Origin of the sequence: Bdellovibrio sp. HCB117 (assembly GCF_047305915.1) — a bacterium.
Classification (GTDB): Bacteria; Bdellovibrionota; Bdellovibrionia; order Bdellovibrionales; family Bdellovibrionaceae; genus Bdellovibrio; species Bdellovibrio bacteriovorus_B.
On the sequence record NZ_CP178622.1, the window covers coordinates 540,595 to 555,069 of the forward strand.

General features: G+C 45.2%; 13 protein-coding genes. 7 read left to right on the top strand and 6 right to left on the bottom strand.

The window, feature by feature from the left end:
* The first annotated feature begins 27 nt into the window (after positions 1-27).
* Complete coding sequence (locus ACLWBD_RS02590) at positions 28-945, top strand: hypothetical protein (RefSeq protein ID WP_413569429.1); 918 nt, start codon at positions 28-30, stop codon at positions 943-945.
* Here the strand turns inward: ACLWBD_RS02590 and ACLWBD_RS02595 are convergent.
* From ACLWBD_RS02595 to ACLWBD_RS02615, 5 genes are all read right to left on the bottom strand, one after another.
* The gene (locus ACLWBD_RS02595; protein ID WP_413569430.1) at positions 942-2,918 is read right to left on the bottom strand and encodes a response regulator; all 1,977 of its coding nucleotides are present in this window, start codon (positions 2,916-2,918) and stop codon (positions 942-944) included. The genes ACLWBD_RS02590 and ACLWBD_RS02595 overlap by 4 nt on opposite strands.
* Positions 2,919-3,062: 144 nt before the next feature.
* Positions 3,063-4,154 (bottom strand): D-alanine--D-alanine ligase family protein, encoded by a 1,092-nt coding sequence (locus ACLWBD_RS02600; RefSeq protein WP_413569431.1) that lies wholly within the window; start codon positions 4,152-4,154, stop codon positions 3,063-3,065.
* Positions 4,155-4,175: 21 nt separating this feature from the next.
* Entirely contained in the window at positions 4,176-4,829 is a 654-nt protein-coding gene (elbB, locus tag ACLWBD_RS02605) for an isoprenoid biosynthesis glyoxalase ElbB (RefSeq protein ID WP_413569432.1), read from the bottom strand.
* Positions 4,830-4,914: 85 nt separating this feature from the next.
* Positions 4,915-5,784: a hypothetical protein gene (locus tag ACLWBD_RS02610; protein ID WP_413569433.1), complete on the bottom strand. Its 870-nt coding sequence runs from the start codon at positions 5,782-5,784 to the stop codon at positions 4,915-4,917.
* On the bottom strand, positions 5,781-6,872 hold the full coding sequence (locus ACLWBD_RS02615; protein WP_063206310.1) for a GNAT family N-acetyltransferase: 1,092 nt from the start codon (positions 6,870-6,872) through the stop codon (positions 5,781-5,783). Before ACLWBD_RS02615 ends, ACLWBD_RS02610 begins: the two co-directional genes overlap by 4 nt.
* Before the next feature lie 156 nt (positions 6,873-7,028).
* Here ACLWBD_RS02615 and ACLWBD_RS02620 point away from each other — a divergent pair, with 156 nt between their 5' ends.
* From ACLWBD_RS02620 to ACLWBD_RS02645, 6 genes are read left to right on the top strand one after another with little or no spacing between them, the layout of a single operon-like run.
* Complete coding sequence (locus tag ACLWBD_RS02620) at positions 7,029-7,265, top strand: ferredoxin (protein ID WP_063206311.1); 237 nt, start codon at positions 7,029-7,031, stop codon at positions 7,263-7,265.
* Positions 7,249-7,959, top strand: coding sequence for an endonuclease III (nth, locus tag ACLWBD_RS02625; RefSeq protein WP_063206312.1), 711 nt, complete (start codon positions 7,249-7,251; stop codon positions 7,957-7,959). Before ACLWBD_RS02620 ends, nth begins: the two co-directional genes overlap by 17 nt.
* Before the next feature lie 14 nt (positions 7,960-7,973).
* The gene (locus ACLWBD_RS02630; protein ID WP_063206313.1) at positions 7,974-8,456 is read left to right on the top strand and encodes a DoxX family membrane protein; all 483 of its coding nucleotides are present in this window, start codon (positions 7,974-7,976) and stop codon (positions 8,454-8,456) included.
* A gap of 1 nt (position 8,457) precedes the next feature.
* Entirely contained in the window at positions 8,458-9,498 is a 1,041-nt protein-coding gene (locus tag ACLWBD_RS02635) for a thiamine ABC transporter substrate-binding protein (protein WP_063206314.1), read from the top strand.
* A 59-nt stretch (positions 9,499-9,557) separates the two neighbouring features.
* A complete protein-coding gene (locus ACLWBD_RS02640; RefSeq protein WP_413569435.1) occupies positions 9,558-10,958 on the top strand; it encodes an iron ABC transporter permease in 1,401 nt (466 codons plus the stop codon).
* The gene (locus tag ACLWBD_RS02645; protein ID WP_413569436.1) at positions 10,930-11,565 is read left to right on the top strand and encodes an ATP-binding cassette domain-containing protein; all 636 of its coding nucleotides are present in this window, start codon (positions 10,930-10,932) and stop codon (positions 11,563-11,565) included. The genes ACLWBD_RS02640 and ACLWBD_RS02645 overlap by 29 nt, the downstream gene beginning before the upstream one ends.
* Here ACLWBD_RS02645 and ACLWBD_RS02650 read toward each other — a convergent pair.
* The gene (locus tag ACLWBD_RS02650) at positions 11,562-14,276 is read right to left on the bottom strand and encodes an ATP-binding protein (RefSeq protein ID WP_413569437.1); all 2,715 of its coding nucleotides are present in this window, start codon (positions 14,274-14,276) and stop codon (positions 11,562-11,564) included. The genes ACLWBD_RS02645 and ACLWBD_RS02650 overlap by 4 nt on opposite strands.
* Between the last annotated feature and the right edge of the window lie 199 nt (positions 14,277-14,475).

Here is a 14,475-nt window from a genome sequence, read left to right on the forward strand (position 1 = left end):
AATGCGAGCACCGAAGGAGAAATAAATATGAAACATAAAATTTCCAAATTGATGTTGTTCGCCGCTCTTATTCCGCTCTGGGGTTGCGTTGAGGTTAAAGATAAAGAGGTAGGAGTCGCTCCTCCGGCGACTCCTGCTCCCAAAATGATCGAGCGGAAGTTTTCGGATTTAGTCGTGAACCAAGATCTTTATCTCTATAAAGGTGGGTTTCGTACGAAACAAGAAATGGAAGCACTGATCGCCAACGAAGGGCTTTCAAGGGATGTGCAAACTTATTCACTTCAGTTTCAAAAGATCACATTTTCCGCAGAGGGCCGTCTTTTTACAATGGGTCATGCGGTGACCTTGAAAGCAGAAGAACTGATTTCCGAAGAAGGACATATTTTAACTTTTCCTGAAGAACAAGTGGCCCCTTTAGGGCACGAAGGCCGTCACGGTGGGCACATCGCCCTCATCGCTACCAATGCAGAAGGCTTATTGAACATCGTTCTTCGCGGTGAGAATGGTGGACAAGGTCATCCCGGCAAGGATCCCGATCTTGCTTTGAAAGGAAAAAAGGGAAAAGACGCCAACTCGGGCTTATGCGTGAATGGAAACATCCGAGAGGCATGCACACCCGATCCAGGCGGACAAGGATTGCCAGGATATCAAGGGCTGCAAGGTCACCGTGGTGGAAATACTGGAACTTTAAGTCTTGAAATTAAATCTAAGAGTGAGTTTCAGCCAAAAATTTATCGTTTGGTTGGCAAGGGTGGGCCTGGTGGCGTCGGTGGCAAAGGCGGCCAAGGCGGCGACGGTGGAGATTCCATTAATCGCAAGAAGCCTCGAGTGGGAGCTGGCAGTCAAGGCCCTGAAGGTCCTCAAGGAAAGCCTGGTCCCGATGGTCAGGACGGCATTCAAGAATCTGTGTGCGCCGTGAACGAATCCGGCGCGAACTGCATCTAACTCAATTCTTCTTCGATAGGCGCGTGACTTAAAATAGTTTGGACAAGCGCATCGACATGCACGGGCTTTGTTAAATAGTCCGTGCAGCCAGCCTCTAAACATCTTTCCCGATCATCCTTCATCGCGTGGGCGGTCAGAGCGATGATCGGTTTTTTATATCCCGCCTGACGTAACTTTTTCGTAGCCGTGTAACCGTCCATGATCGGCATTTGAATATCCATTAAGATGATATCGTAATTTTCATTCAGCGCTTTATTCAGACCTTCTTCGCCGTTCGTAGCTAAAGTCAACTTGGCGCCTCGCTTGCTTAACATTCGCTGTATCAAAAGACGATTGTCTTCGACATCATCCACTAAAAGAATTGAAGTTTCTGAAAGCTGTTTTGCGTGGATAAAATCTTTCTTTGGTAGTTGGAAACCTTTCTGCGACGTGCTTGCAGGATCCAAACTGATGCGAATGGTAAAGGTGCTTCCTTTTCCGGCTTCACTTTCTTCCAGAAGTACTGTTCCGCCCATCATCTCGGCCAACTTGCGTGATAGCACCAAGCCCAATCCCGTTCCTTCATACTTTCGAGAGACAGAGCTGTCGACCTGACTGAAAGGTTGGAAAAGCAACGAGCGTTTCTCTGCCGAAATGCCCACGCCCGTATCTTTAATAGTGAACAGAAGATTCGATCCGGAAACTTCATAAGTCATCCGCACGTAGCCTTGATCGGTGAACTTAATCGCATTGCCTAAAATATTTGTAAGCACTTGTCTTAAGCGCAAAGGGTCGGTTGTGATCGTGTCGGGAACAATGCCTCGACGATTGAACTCGATGTGAATAGGCTTTCCGTGAGCGCGCGCCACCATTAAGACATGAATATCATCAAGCAGCGTAGAAAGAGAAAACGAACTCTGTTCAATCTCTAAGTGTCCTGCTTCTACTTTCGATAGATCCAAAATGTCATTGATGATGCGAGTGAGGTTTTCACCCGTACGTTGAATGATGTTTAAATATTGCAGCCTTTCGGCTTCGGAAAGCTGTGAGTCTTTAAGCAGATCTGAAAAGCCGATAATCGCCGCCAAGGGCGTGCGAATCTCATGACTCATATTTGCCAAAAACAGACTCTTCAGCTGACTGGCTTGTTCGGCTTGTCTTCGTTCGCCGATGCTGTGGCGCAAATCGAAAGCCATTTTATTTAAAGACTCTGCCAGTTGACCGATTTCGTCGCCAGAACGAACGGGTACTTCGACATTAAATTGACCTTCACCAATTTTCTTTGCGGCCGTGTTGATCTCTTTTAAGCCTTTTGAAATATTTCTGCTGGTCACGATCGTCAAGATCAAGCTTGTGCCTTCAACGATCAAAACGGCGAATAATAAAGTGATCAATAATACTTTTTCTAACCAACGTGAACCTTCCCCCAAGGTGTAAGAGAAGTTGCCTTCCAAAACCGTCAGTCGATCGTTCAGTTCGTCAATTTTATCTAGGGTTTGGATCAGCTGTTTCTCGGAAGCATTGTTTACGATCAATTGATGCAGACTTTCACCGTAAGAAATTAGCTCATTCGTCAGGTCGTCACCTTCGCGCCAGATCCGAATAGCTTCTTTCATATAGTGGAAGTCATGAAACTTCATCAGAGTGATGACACCCGGGATATCATCTTCATGAATTTTACCTTGAAGAAAACCTTGATAAGCTCCATCCAGATCCGGTGGAACCTGCTCTAAAGAACGACGGGCTTTGCTGTCTCCCAGCGGGATCTCTAAATTTTCACGGAATGACTGATAGAATTTGGGATCACGCATGCGTGCGTATTTATGCAAACTGATGACGGCATCTTTTTGCGCTTTGGACCACAAGCTTTCGCCCGTTACAAAACTACGCACTGATGAAAGCGTGTTCATGGCAAAATAGAGAGAGAATAATTCCAAGGCGATGAGCAAAGCCATAACGCCGATCACGGCATACAGCTTATTAGATACAGACATATATTTCCAAAAGCGTCGAAGTCCCATGTAATACTTATCGGAAATTTATAACATTAGTAAACAAAAAACACTTTCGGATTTACAGGACATGAGATGAAAAGACCTTCATTTTGAAGGTCTTTTAGACAGATTGATTGCAACCGCTTAATCTAAGTAAGAGGTTTTAAGTTTTTGTTCCGCTGCGTGCTTTTCAAGACCGAATTGAATCAGTTTTGTAATCAATTCTTTATACGATACACCCGTGGCTTCCCACATTTTCGGGTACATCGAGATCTTCGTAAAGCCCGGAATAGTGTTGATTTCATTTATGAACAACTCGCCGTTTTGTTTTAAAAAGAAGTCCACACGAGTCAAACCATCGCAACCCATTGCTTGGTAAGTCTTCTTAGCTAAATCCTGTAGTTTTCCCAAGGTTTCTTGGGAAATTTCAGCGGGGATTTTTAACAAGGCCCCATTGTCGTCAATGTACTTAGCTTCATAAGAATAAAATTCGTGCTGTGGGATGATCTCCCCCGGTAAGGAGGCTTGGGGTGCATGATTATGTCCCATCACCGAACATTCGATTTCGCGTCCTTGGATGAATTCTTCGGCTAAAACTTTGGTATCGAATTGGAAGGCGTCTTTCAGTTTCGTCTCAAAGTCAGTGGCTGATTTAATTTTATGAACGCCGACGGAAGAACCTGCATTCGCGGGTTTAATAAAGAAAGGGCTTCCCAATTTAGCTACGATGTCGTCGTAGTTGTTTTTCTGAAACGGTGTTAAAAGCATATAGCGGGCATTAGGAATTTGAGCGGCGACGAAAAGTCTTTTCATCACTTCTTTATCCATACCCGCAGCCGATGACCAAACTCCACAGCCTACGAAAGGCACTTGCACCATTTTAAATAGACCTTGAATCGTTCCATCTTCACCCATGGTTCCATGCATAATAGGGAAGGCGACATCAATTGGAGTTTTAGAATGATCTTTCAAAGAATAAAGAACAGGTTTTCCCTGGAAGGAAATCAAAGCCACAGGTTCAGCGTTTGCCGGAAGTAACGAGTCCACGATCTTTGTTGCTTGTGTGAATAAAGACATGTCGGGGAAGCGATACCAGCTTCCTTCTTTACTCAGACCGATCAAGATGGGAGTGAATTGATCTTTATCCAAAGCATCCGCAACATTTTTAGCAGAGCGAAGAGAAACTTCGTGCTCTGCAGATTTTCCACCAAAGATAAGAGCGACTGTTTTTTTCATTTTTATTATCCAATTCCTAAATTAAGCCCATTCAACTAGTTCGTGCGCCAGACCAAAAATTCCCTTAAAGACTTCGTTTGGCTTTGCATCGTCATACATGTAGGCCGGAGTCGTGACTATTTTACCTTCACGATCAGTGATGTAGTCATCCACGGGACATTCTTCGTGAACCGCACCGGTTTTTTGAATTTCTGCAGCTGTTTCTTTGTCGTCACCGATAGTGATCGTGATTTTTTTATCACCTAAAACACGCGCCAACAAAACCGGAGCGATGCAAATCGCGCCGATAGGTTTGCTTGCTGCATGGAATTCGGTGATCACACGTTTTACTTCGGGGTTAACATCACACTTCGCACCTTTTTCGGCCCAGTTACAAAGATTTTTCGCAGCTCCATAGCCGCCAGGGAAGGCGATGGCATCGAAGTCTTTAGTTTGAAGTTTGTCTAAAGCTTGCACCTGGCCACGAGCAATGCGAGCGGCTTCAACAAGCAGTCGGCGTTTGTCGCCCGATGCTTGTCCTGCTAAGTGATCCATCGCAGGGATTTCTGTATCTGGCGCAAAGCAACTGACTTCGGCACCCGCTTGATTAAGAGCAATAAGTAAACTGACAGCCTCTGTGATTTCGCTGCCATCAAGATACCCGCATCCGGAAAGAACAACGGCGATCTTTTTCATAAAAAAACCTCCTGCAAGGGAGGTTTTAGAGTACTGTCATTTAGAACTCTTGGCAATGAATCGAGGCCGATTAGGACTGTGTGCCTTAAGGAGTTCCTCTTTTAAAATTTTTTAATTTTGTACAAGTCGTCACCAAAACTTTTTGGCTCTGAATCGGGTAAAGCTGACGATAGCAATATTCCTGCATGCGCGAAAAGAAAGGCATGTCAGGACTCAAAGTCACCCAGTAATTCACCTTCTGCTTTTCCACGGTTTCGCCGCGTTTCAACGCGATTGTCCAATTGAAAGAGACTTTTTTTGTTTTAATCGTACAGTTTTCAAAACCACCGCAGTTAGGTTGAGCTTTAATCAGATCCGGAACGGGACGCATTTCTTCTTCCACCTTGAGGTTGGAACAAGTGATGTCGCAGCTATCGACCTGGAGGTCTTCTTTGCAATACTTATCCAAGGCATCGGATTTTTCGCAGGCGTAAGCCAAACCATAAAGGCGTTCGAAGCCCAAAACCATTTGATTGTCGTCAGCCATGGTTTTTAATTCAGGTTGATAACTCATAACTCTTTGAGCATTCGCGATAGAGGCATCTAATTTTGCGACAGAACGTGTGGTCTCGCGCGAGGATTGAGGTCCCTCCTCATTACCTTTGAAGGCTTTGGTCGCATAGATATAGGTATAAAGCCATTCGTCATCTTTTTCTTCTTTGTTGTAGATAGTGACGGCTTCCTGCAAAACATAAAAAGGCTGAGGATTGTTCTCGAGCGTTTGCTCGGTTTCCTGAAACAGAAAATCATTTTTAGCCATGGTCAACGGATCCGCCTGGCCCCAGGCTGTTGCCAAAGAATCTTGAACTTCGGCGACCGTTGCTGGAGTTTCCGTTTCTTCTAAAGGTTCTTTAATACAAGAGACAACACTGCTTAGAACTAGCAGCGATAATAATCCGTGTTTCCATGAAATCATATTGAATCCCAGCCCCAAATCCAGAGGTTTAGTGGTAATACTTTTTCGAATTTTTCGACCGTTTCGTCTTTGAAAATGCCCAACGCTCGATAGTCGACGGGACCGAAAAGAAGACGAACCATGTCGGTTTCATTTTTAATTGTGTAAAGATCCTGACCAATGCCGAAGACAAAGTGTTCAGGGTGTTTTTCAAGAACGATGTCAGCGACACCTTCGGCGCGGAAAGCGCGTTTGATTTTTGCTGATAGCTGGTCAAAGTTCACAAGCTTAATCATGCCTAAAAAGCCCTGATTCATTGTCACTGGTTTTTGTTGTAACTGTTGAATCAGGTTTGTTGCATGTCGTGGGCAAATGATCGTGTAAGGTTGATTTTTTTGCGCGCGAATAAAGCTGAAAAGAGCCATCAGTTTCGAAACAGATCCGCCCCATTCATGAATATAGCCGCCTAAGTCCACTCCTTTACCTTCGATAGCGTAGGCTGCCAACTGACCGTTAGATTCCCACGCGGTGTAGACTTTTGTTTGCGGAATCGAAAGGAATTTTCGTGTCTCTTCGATCGTGCGCACGGAGTTCACGGAATGTGAAGAATACAGACGATAAATAGCATCAGGAGAAACCTTAGTGTCTGTAGAAAAACGCAAGTTTATTGGCGGAACATCGAAGTTTTCTTCGACCACAAAGCTGATCTCACTGCCGGCAAGTTCAAATCCCATACGACGGTAAAAGTCGAAAAGATCTGTCCAAAGAATGGCGATATCACAAGACTGGTCAGTCGCGGATTTTAAGCAGTCAGAAATAACTTGAGTGCTATAGCCCTGTCCGCGGTGGTTATCGTCCGTCACGACAGAGCCAATGGCCCCGACCTTAAAAATCACGTGTGGGGACTTAATAATAAGAGGTTTCAATACGGCATGCGATAAAACCTGATCTTCATCAGCTATAATGCGCATATTGTGCAAGTTGTTAGATGAAAAGGCTGTGGGATATTCCGCAGCAATCGACCAGGAGGCTTCATTGCGCAACTTTTTGTTCAAAAAATCTAAAACACGAGGCAATTCGTTTTCTGACGGCGAGCGAGGTCCTTCCATGAACTCTCCTTTAATTTCCTCTCTAGAATATCTGTAAAAAGGCCAGGACCCCAGCATTCAACAAAGGACGTCGTGAAAAATGCGACCCAAGTCGGGAACGGGGTTTGACATCAAGGTCAAAAGTTTTATATTAAGGTCGCATATTTAGGAGACCTCATGGCCGATAAGAGTCAGCAATGGAAAGAGAATAAACCAGGCAAGATTTTCGTGGATCAATCTTGTATTGCTTGTGACGCCTGCGTTCTGACCGCTCCTAAGAATTTTTCTATGCATGAAGAAGATGGCCATGCCTTCGTAAGCAAGCAACCCGAATCTCCGGAAGAAGAAGCTCTATGTAAAGAGGCGATGGAAGGTTGTCCTGTAGAAGCTATCGGTAATGACGGTGACCAATAAAAAGACCGTAAAAAAGCCGGTCAAAGCTGCCAAAGCACCGGCTTCAAAAAAGGCTTCTTCTGCTAAAAAAGCCGCCCCCCTGCTAGCCACCCTAGCCCTGTTTAAAAGATATTATCCGGATGCTCACTGTGCTTTAAATTTTACCAATCCTTTTGAGCTCTTGGTGGCCACGGTCTTATCTGCTCAGTGCACGGATGAGCGTGTAAATATGGTGACCCCGGCGCTATTTAAGAAATACCCGACGCCGCAAAAAATGGCCAAGGCTCCGGTTGAAGACATTGAACAACTTATTCGTTCTACAGGTTTTTTTAAAAACAAAGCGAACAATCTAAAGCAGGCGGCGATTCAGCTGACAGAAAAACATAAGTCCGAGATCCCACAAAACCTCGAGGCTTTGGTCGAGCTTCCCGGCGTGGGTCGTAAAACGGCGAACGTGGTTCTTGGGAATGCTTTTGGGATCGCTAGCGGTATCGTCGTTGATACTCATGTGACGCGGTTATCTTATCGCTTGGGTTGGACTCAGACGGACAATGCTGTGTTGATTGAAAAAGAACTGGTAAAACATGTGCCCGAAGAAGATTGGGTGATGTTCTCTCACTATCTGATCTCTCATGGTCGGGCTATCTGTAAGGCGAGAAAACCTGATTGCAGTCACTGCTTTCTAGAGGAGACTTGCCCTAAGAAGGGTGTCTAGTTCACAATGTGTTCATGTTGGTTGCATTTTTTGAGAGCGTTAAATACGTAGGCCATCTTTTACCTATTTCTTTCTTAAGAATTTTCTTAGGTTATTACTATTTAGAACAAGCCATGGTGAAGTATCGCGGTGATTTTTTAACTCGTCCGCGAATCGCCGATCAAATGGCGGAGTGGTTGCCTGCAAGCCATGCTCCGAACTGGTTCAAAATCTTTGCGAGCAGTCAGATGATTCCCAACTGGCAGACCGTGGCCTTTATTATTTTAGGCTTGGAGTTTGCGGTTGCGATTTCCTACATCGTTGGTTACGTGGTTCGCCCTGTGGCTTTATTAGGAGTTTTGTTGTGCGTGACGATGCTTTTTGTTTCGGGTCCCGCAACGGAAGATCTCTATAAAACATTCTTAGCCATTCATTTGATTCTTGCCTGGGTCGGCGCAGGTCGCTGCTTAGGTTTTGATTACTACTTCTTCAAACGTCGCCGCGGATTATGGTGGTAGAGTGAAACATTTTGTCTTTTTCTTAGCTGTTATTTTTCTGGGGCTTTTCTTGGCTGTTTTAAATAAGACAGATCAGGGAGGAAGCACGAGTTCTCTGCCCACATTGCGTGTGTTTGGATACGCCTCTTTCACGGGGCGCTGGGGTCCGGGACCACTATTAAAAGAAGCCTTTGAAAAAAACTGTAAGTGCAAAGTGGAATTCATTGAAGGCAGTGACTCTGGAATTCTTTTACAACGACTTAAAATCGAAGGTGAAAGCCTGGGGGCTGACGTTGTCGTCGGCTTAGACCAATTTGATATCTCCAAAGCCGTTGCGGAACAGCCGTGGCGGAAACTCAGCCTGGGCCAGTTGGACGTTTATGATTCTGTTCGTCCTGCTTTAGCGAATAGTTTTTTTGTTCCCTATGACTGGGGTGCTTTGACATTTATTGCCCGCAAAGACGAATTGACACGTTTGCCTTCAAGCTTAGATGACTTGTTAGCTCCAGAACTTTCTAAGCGTATTGCTTTGCAAGATCCAAGAACAAGTTCACCGGGGATGCAGTTTCTGTATTGGGTGGTCCGCTCAAAAGGAGAAGAGGAAGGCTTTAAGTTCTTGCAGAAGCTGATGGGTCAAGTGCATAGCTTTTCACCGACGTGGTCCACGGCTTATGGCCTTTTCACCAACAAGCAAACGAAGCTTGTGTACTCTTACGTGACTTCGCCGTTGTACCATGAAATGGAAGAAAAAAAGAGCGACTACATCGCGCTTCCGTTTAATGAACCTTTGCCAGTGCAGTTTGAGTTTGTGGGCATTCCGGATTTTTGTCGTCACTGTGACTTGGCTGAAAAATTCGTGAATTTGATGCTGTCACAAGAAGGTCAGCGCATCATCATGGAAAAAAACTACATGTTTCCGGTGATGAAAGGCGTGATGGAAGACACGGCCTTTGCCCCTTTGGTTAACGTAAAAACTATAGAGCAAGTCGAAATTCTTTCGTCATCCGAAGTCGATCGTCTTTTGAAACGCTGGACGGAAATTCGTAGGAGCGAACTCAATTGAACTTGAGAAATGCGCTTCGTTTTAGCGTCGTTATATTTTTACTTTTTCCGTTTCTTTTTTTGCTAACGCAGTTTCGTATTACTCAATGGCCTGACACCGGTGAACTTTTGTGGGCCTTTAAGAATAGTTTTATTCAAGCCTTCTTTTCTGCGGTGTTGGCACTGATTATCGGTTTTTGGGTGAGCTTGGGCCTGCTTTCGCTCAATTCCGGTCCCTATAAGAAGCTGCGTTTCGTTTTAGAAATTTTCTGTCTGCTCCCAAATTTTCTGCCGCCGATATTCATTCTACTTTCCACCTTAAACGTCGTTGATCCTTTTCCTATGGGTGTGACTGGTATTGTCTTGATTCACACCTTGATGAACTTTGGATTGGTCGCGGTATTGTTAGCTGGAATTATTGAAAACAAGATGGGTGGAATGATCGAGCTTGCCTATGTAGAAGGCTCCAGCCGATGGCAGTTTCTTACTCGCGGACTTTTGCCATTTTTAAAAAAAGATTTTTGGCTTTTAGGTCTTTTCATTTTCGTCGTCTGCTTCGGAAGCTTTGCCGTCCCCCTTATTGTCGGTGGGGGCAAAGGAACGACAGTGGAAGTATTAATTTATGAAAAAATCCGTCTTTCCAACAATTGGGGAGATGCCGTTCTTTTAGCCTTTCTGCAATCCACCTTCATCTTCGCTTTGTCCTTCATAGCCAGTCGAGGAAAAGGAGCTCACGTCACGCGTGAAGCCAATTTGAACCTTATCAAGTCGTTCAGCGGAGTTTTCATCATTGTCGGTCTTTCCTTCATGTATCTTTTTGGATATCTGCAAGGATTCTTTTCGGGCTTGGCATTGATCACCAATTTTTACGAATTACAGTCAGCTCTTTTTTGGAACTTTTTAGGCAGCATGGCTTTAGGAGTTACTGTCGGTGTACTTTGTTATGCGGGACTGATGCTGATTGCTTATTGTTGGCCGAAAGCATGGTTCGAAAAATTCCTGAACGGTTATGTCGCACCCTCAACGTCTTTAGCTTGCTTCAGTCTTCTTTTGATCGGTCCCAATGAAGGTTTTTATCCATTTATCAAAATTCCTATTGCTCTTACTTTGTTAAGTCTTAATAGCCTCTTTCGTATGGGTTGGGACGGGGAGCTTCATGCTTTGCAATCCCAGATTACAGTCGCTTATGCCATGGGGGCTTCACGCAGTCAGATATTTAAAGAAATTCTTTTTCCGCAACTGTCGGCTCGCGCTGGGTTGTTGGCAGGGATTGCTTCCATTTGGGCTTGCGGAGATTTCGCAGTATCGAGAATACTTGCGCATCGGGACCTTAGCATCGCGATGATGACCGAAACTCTGATGTCGGGCTACCGTTTGAATCAAGCCATTGTGTTGAGCAGTTTAATTATTCTAGCGGGACTGCTGTGTTTTTTCATCTGTGTGGGGGGAAGTCGTGTCCTACGTCGAAAATTTGCACCGTGATTATGGCGATTTTAAAATCGACATCGATCGTTGGGAAATCCTGGATCATGGCGTGACCGTGTTATGGGGGCCGTCAGGTTCTGGAAAGACGTCGGTATTCCGTATCCTATTAGGCCTTGAAGAGTGTCCGGGAATGAAGTGGACGTTTCAGGGGGTCGATCTTGCGAAGTTAAAAACCCCTGATAAAAGATTGGGTGTGGTCTTTCAAACTTTAGATCTTTTCCCGCATATGACGGCTGAAGAAAATATTCTTTTTGCTGCCAGAGCTCGCAGTGTCGACTCACGCAAGGTAGCCGCCCGCATGAAAGAACTGAATGAAGTCATGCAAATGGAAGGCTTCTTACAAAGAAAGGCGTCGGTTCTTTCGGGCGGGGAAAAACAGCGTGTGGCCATAGCTCGCGCCATCGTCGGCGAACCTAGGCTGTTGCTTTTGGACGAGCCGTTTTCGGCCTTGGATCAAGAACTTCGAGAGGAAAGCCGTAAGTTATTAAAGCGTGTGATCGAAGTGGAAAAAATTCCGGCGTTACTGGTGACCCACGATCAACGTGACGTGGAAGTGTTGGCTAATAAGGTTTCAAAGATTCGCAACGGGCAGTTGCAGTCTTAAACCGTGTACCGCTGAATCATATCTATTAAATAAGATTTCTTAATCGGTTTTGTTACGTGCTCTGAGCAACCAGCGTCCAAAGATTTTTGTACGTCTTCAGCCATCGCATTGGCACTGACGGCGATGATAGGAATGGGCTTGCGATGTGTTTCGGCTTCCCACTGACGAATCTTTCGAGTGGCGGCATAACCGTCCATCACGGGCATTTGAATATCCATTAGAATAAGATCAAAAGGTTCAGAGAAAACTTTCTCAACAGCTTGGAGGCCGTTTTCCGCCTGAACCACTTCAAAAGGCAGTTTTTTAAGATATGTTAATAACAAGAATCGGTTGTCTTCGGTGTCATCGACCACCAAAATGCGCGAGTTGCGCGTCAGATCCTTTTCCTCAGGCGGCGGAGGGGTTGGTGCGGCGAGTGCGGCGGGTGCAGCTTCGACTCCTGGCTCTGCAGGAATAAATGGAATAGTAAAGAAGAAAGCACTTCCGGCGCCTTCTTCACTTTCAAACCAAATGCGGCCGCCCATCAACTCGACAAGGTTCTTTGAGATTGTCAGACCTAAACCACTGCCACCGAACTTACGAGTGATCGAGCTGTCCGCTTGAACGAAGTTTTGGAATAACAGATGTTGCTTGTCTAAAGGAATTCCAGTGCCGGTATCTTTGATTCCAAAACGGACATATTTTTTCGTTTCGTCTTCAAAATCCACAGTCACCGTGATTTGCCCTTGCTGAGTGAACTTGATCGCATTTCCAATCAAGTTGAAAAGAATCTGTCTTAAGCGAGTGGGATCGCCTACGACCAGGCGAGAAGCGGCGCTATCCAAATGCATTTCTAAATTAAAGCGCAGATTTTTTTCAGCGGCCTTCTGTTTCAAGATGTCACAGATATTGTTGGTGGTGGCCTGAAGATCAAAAGCAATCTTTTCTAGACGAACTTCGCGGGCTTCGATTTTAGAGATATCCAAAATGTCGTTAATAAGGGCCAAAAGATTTTCACCGGCATTGGCGCAAACTCGAACCAGTTGTTCCTGTTCGGGTTTCAGATCTGATTCGGTCAGGATGTCCGTGATGCCGATGATGGCATTCAAAGGGGTGCGGATCTCGTGACTCATACGAGCCAAAAACTCGGACTTCGCCTGCGAGGCTTTCACCGCCGCTTCCCGAGCTTCAATCAATGCGTTTTCTGCGGTGATACGGTCGGTAATATCAGTACAAACAAAAACAAAAGTAAGATCTTTTCCCGTGCGACCAGGCAACGCCGCCCAGTTCATCAAAATCGGAATACGGCGGTCTTCTGCATTCACGATTTCGGCTTCAATACTGTGCCGTGTATGTAAAAGCCAGTTGTAGTTGCTAAATTCTGGCTGTGCGTGAACCAGCGTTTTTAAATCGATATGTGAAAGCTGGCTGGGAGTAATTCCAAGTAGATTCATCGCGGATTCGTTGGCTTGGGAAACGACATAGGAGCTTTGGCGCCAATCATCGTGATGAGTCACGCGTACGATGAAAAGGAAGGCTTTGATGGACTGGATCACGCTGTCTAGGAATTCTTTTGATACTGTCGTCGTTTCCAGACGGTCCGCCAACTGATTGTACTTGCTGACTAGAAGACCGATTTCGTCTTTGGAGTTATAATTGATCTTCTGAGTTAAGTTCGACGTTCCTAATTTTTCCAAGCGGTCCGTCAGAAGTTGAATAGGTTCGACAACTTTTCCGGTAGCGGCAAAAGTGGCAAAGAAGAAAAGAATGAAGATCAACACCGCAGCGGCACTAGATGCAATAGCGATACGGTCCAAGACGGCAAAAGCTTCACTTTCATCGATTTTTGTTTGGATGTACCAAAGTTCTCCGTTGGGAAGATAAATTTTTCCGATAGAGCGGATGACTTTTTGACCGCGGTAGTCTGTGCCCAGCTCGCGCACTTCACTTAAGTTTTCAATCTTTTTGATATCTTCGTCGCCGCGGTTGGAGGAAAGAATTTCGGCTTCGGAGCTTTTGGATCCTTGACCACCCTCCACACGGAAGCGCCCGGTGTTTCGTAAACTCCAGTCTTCACCATAGATCAAGGTCTCACCAGTTTGTCCCATGCCGTGAGTAGCCCAGGCAAAATTGTCGCTGGTGATTCGATCGATTTCCGAAATTGAAATTTTTAAAATCAAAACGCCGACGACCGTGTTACGGCGAAAAATGGGTGCTGCAACAAAACCCGTCGCCGAACTCGGGCTGACGGCATCTTTGTCGAAATCAAGAAACAAGGTCGAACCTTCTTGAGCTTTCATGCCCCACTGAAACAGATCTTTCAGTTTGTTCGTGCCATGAGTGTCTCGAAGAATAGAAATACCGTCTTCGATATCTTTGCGAGTGGTATAGACGACGACACCTTTAGGGTTTACCAATGCCATGTCGTAGATATTAAAATCCAAAACATAGTTATCCAGAAGACGACGGAACTCTGGATGGGATTCCATATTTGTATCTAGCATCAGATCGTCGGTTTGTTCGTGCGATGAAATAAGATTGATCGCGGTTTGAAGATCGCGAAAGTAGTTCTCAATTGCTGTGGTTTTGCTGATGCGGATTTGGGTCAGGCGTTCGTAGGTGCTATCAATGACCGTGGACTCTACGATCTTTAGGCCAATCAAAGCTACAACGAAAGTCGCCAGAAAGACCGAGATGAGGTTGAATAAAAAAATCCTTAAACGTAAAGTCATGAACCCTTTTTAATGCCCTTGTCTTTCAGTGATAGCGTATCCCTATTTTGCGGGCAACGAGTTGTTCTCTATCAAAGCGAAAACAGGCCTTTTTCTGCTCGGACTGAAGCCAGTTTTTTATTACAAATTGTCTTTCGATTTCGATGCATGTTGATTACTTTTTTGACAGGCATGAAGGCTTTGCAGGCGGAGTATGTAT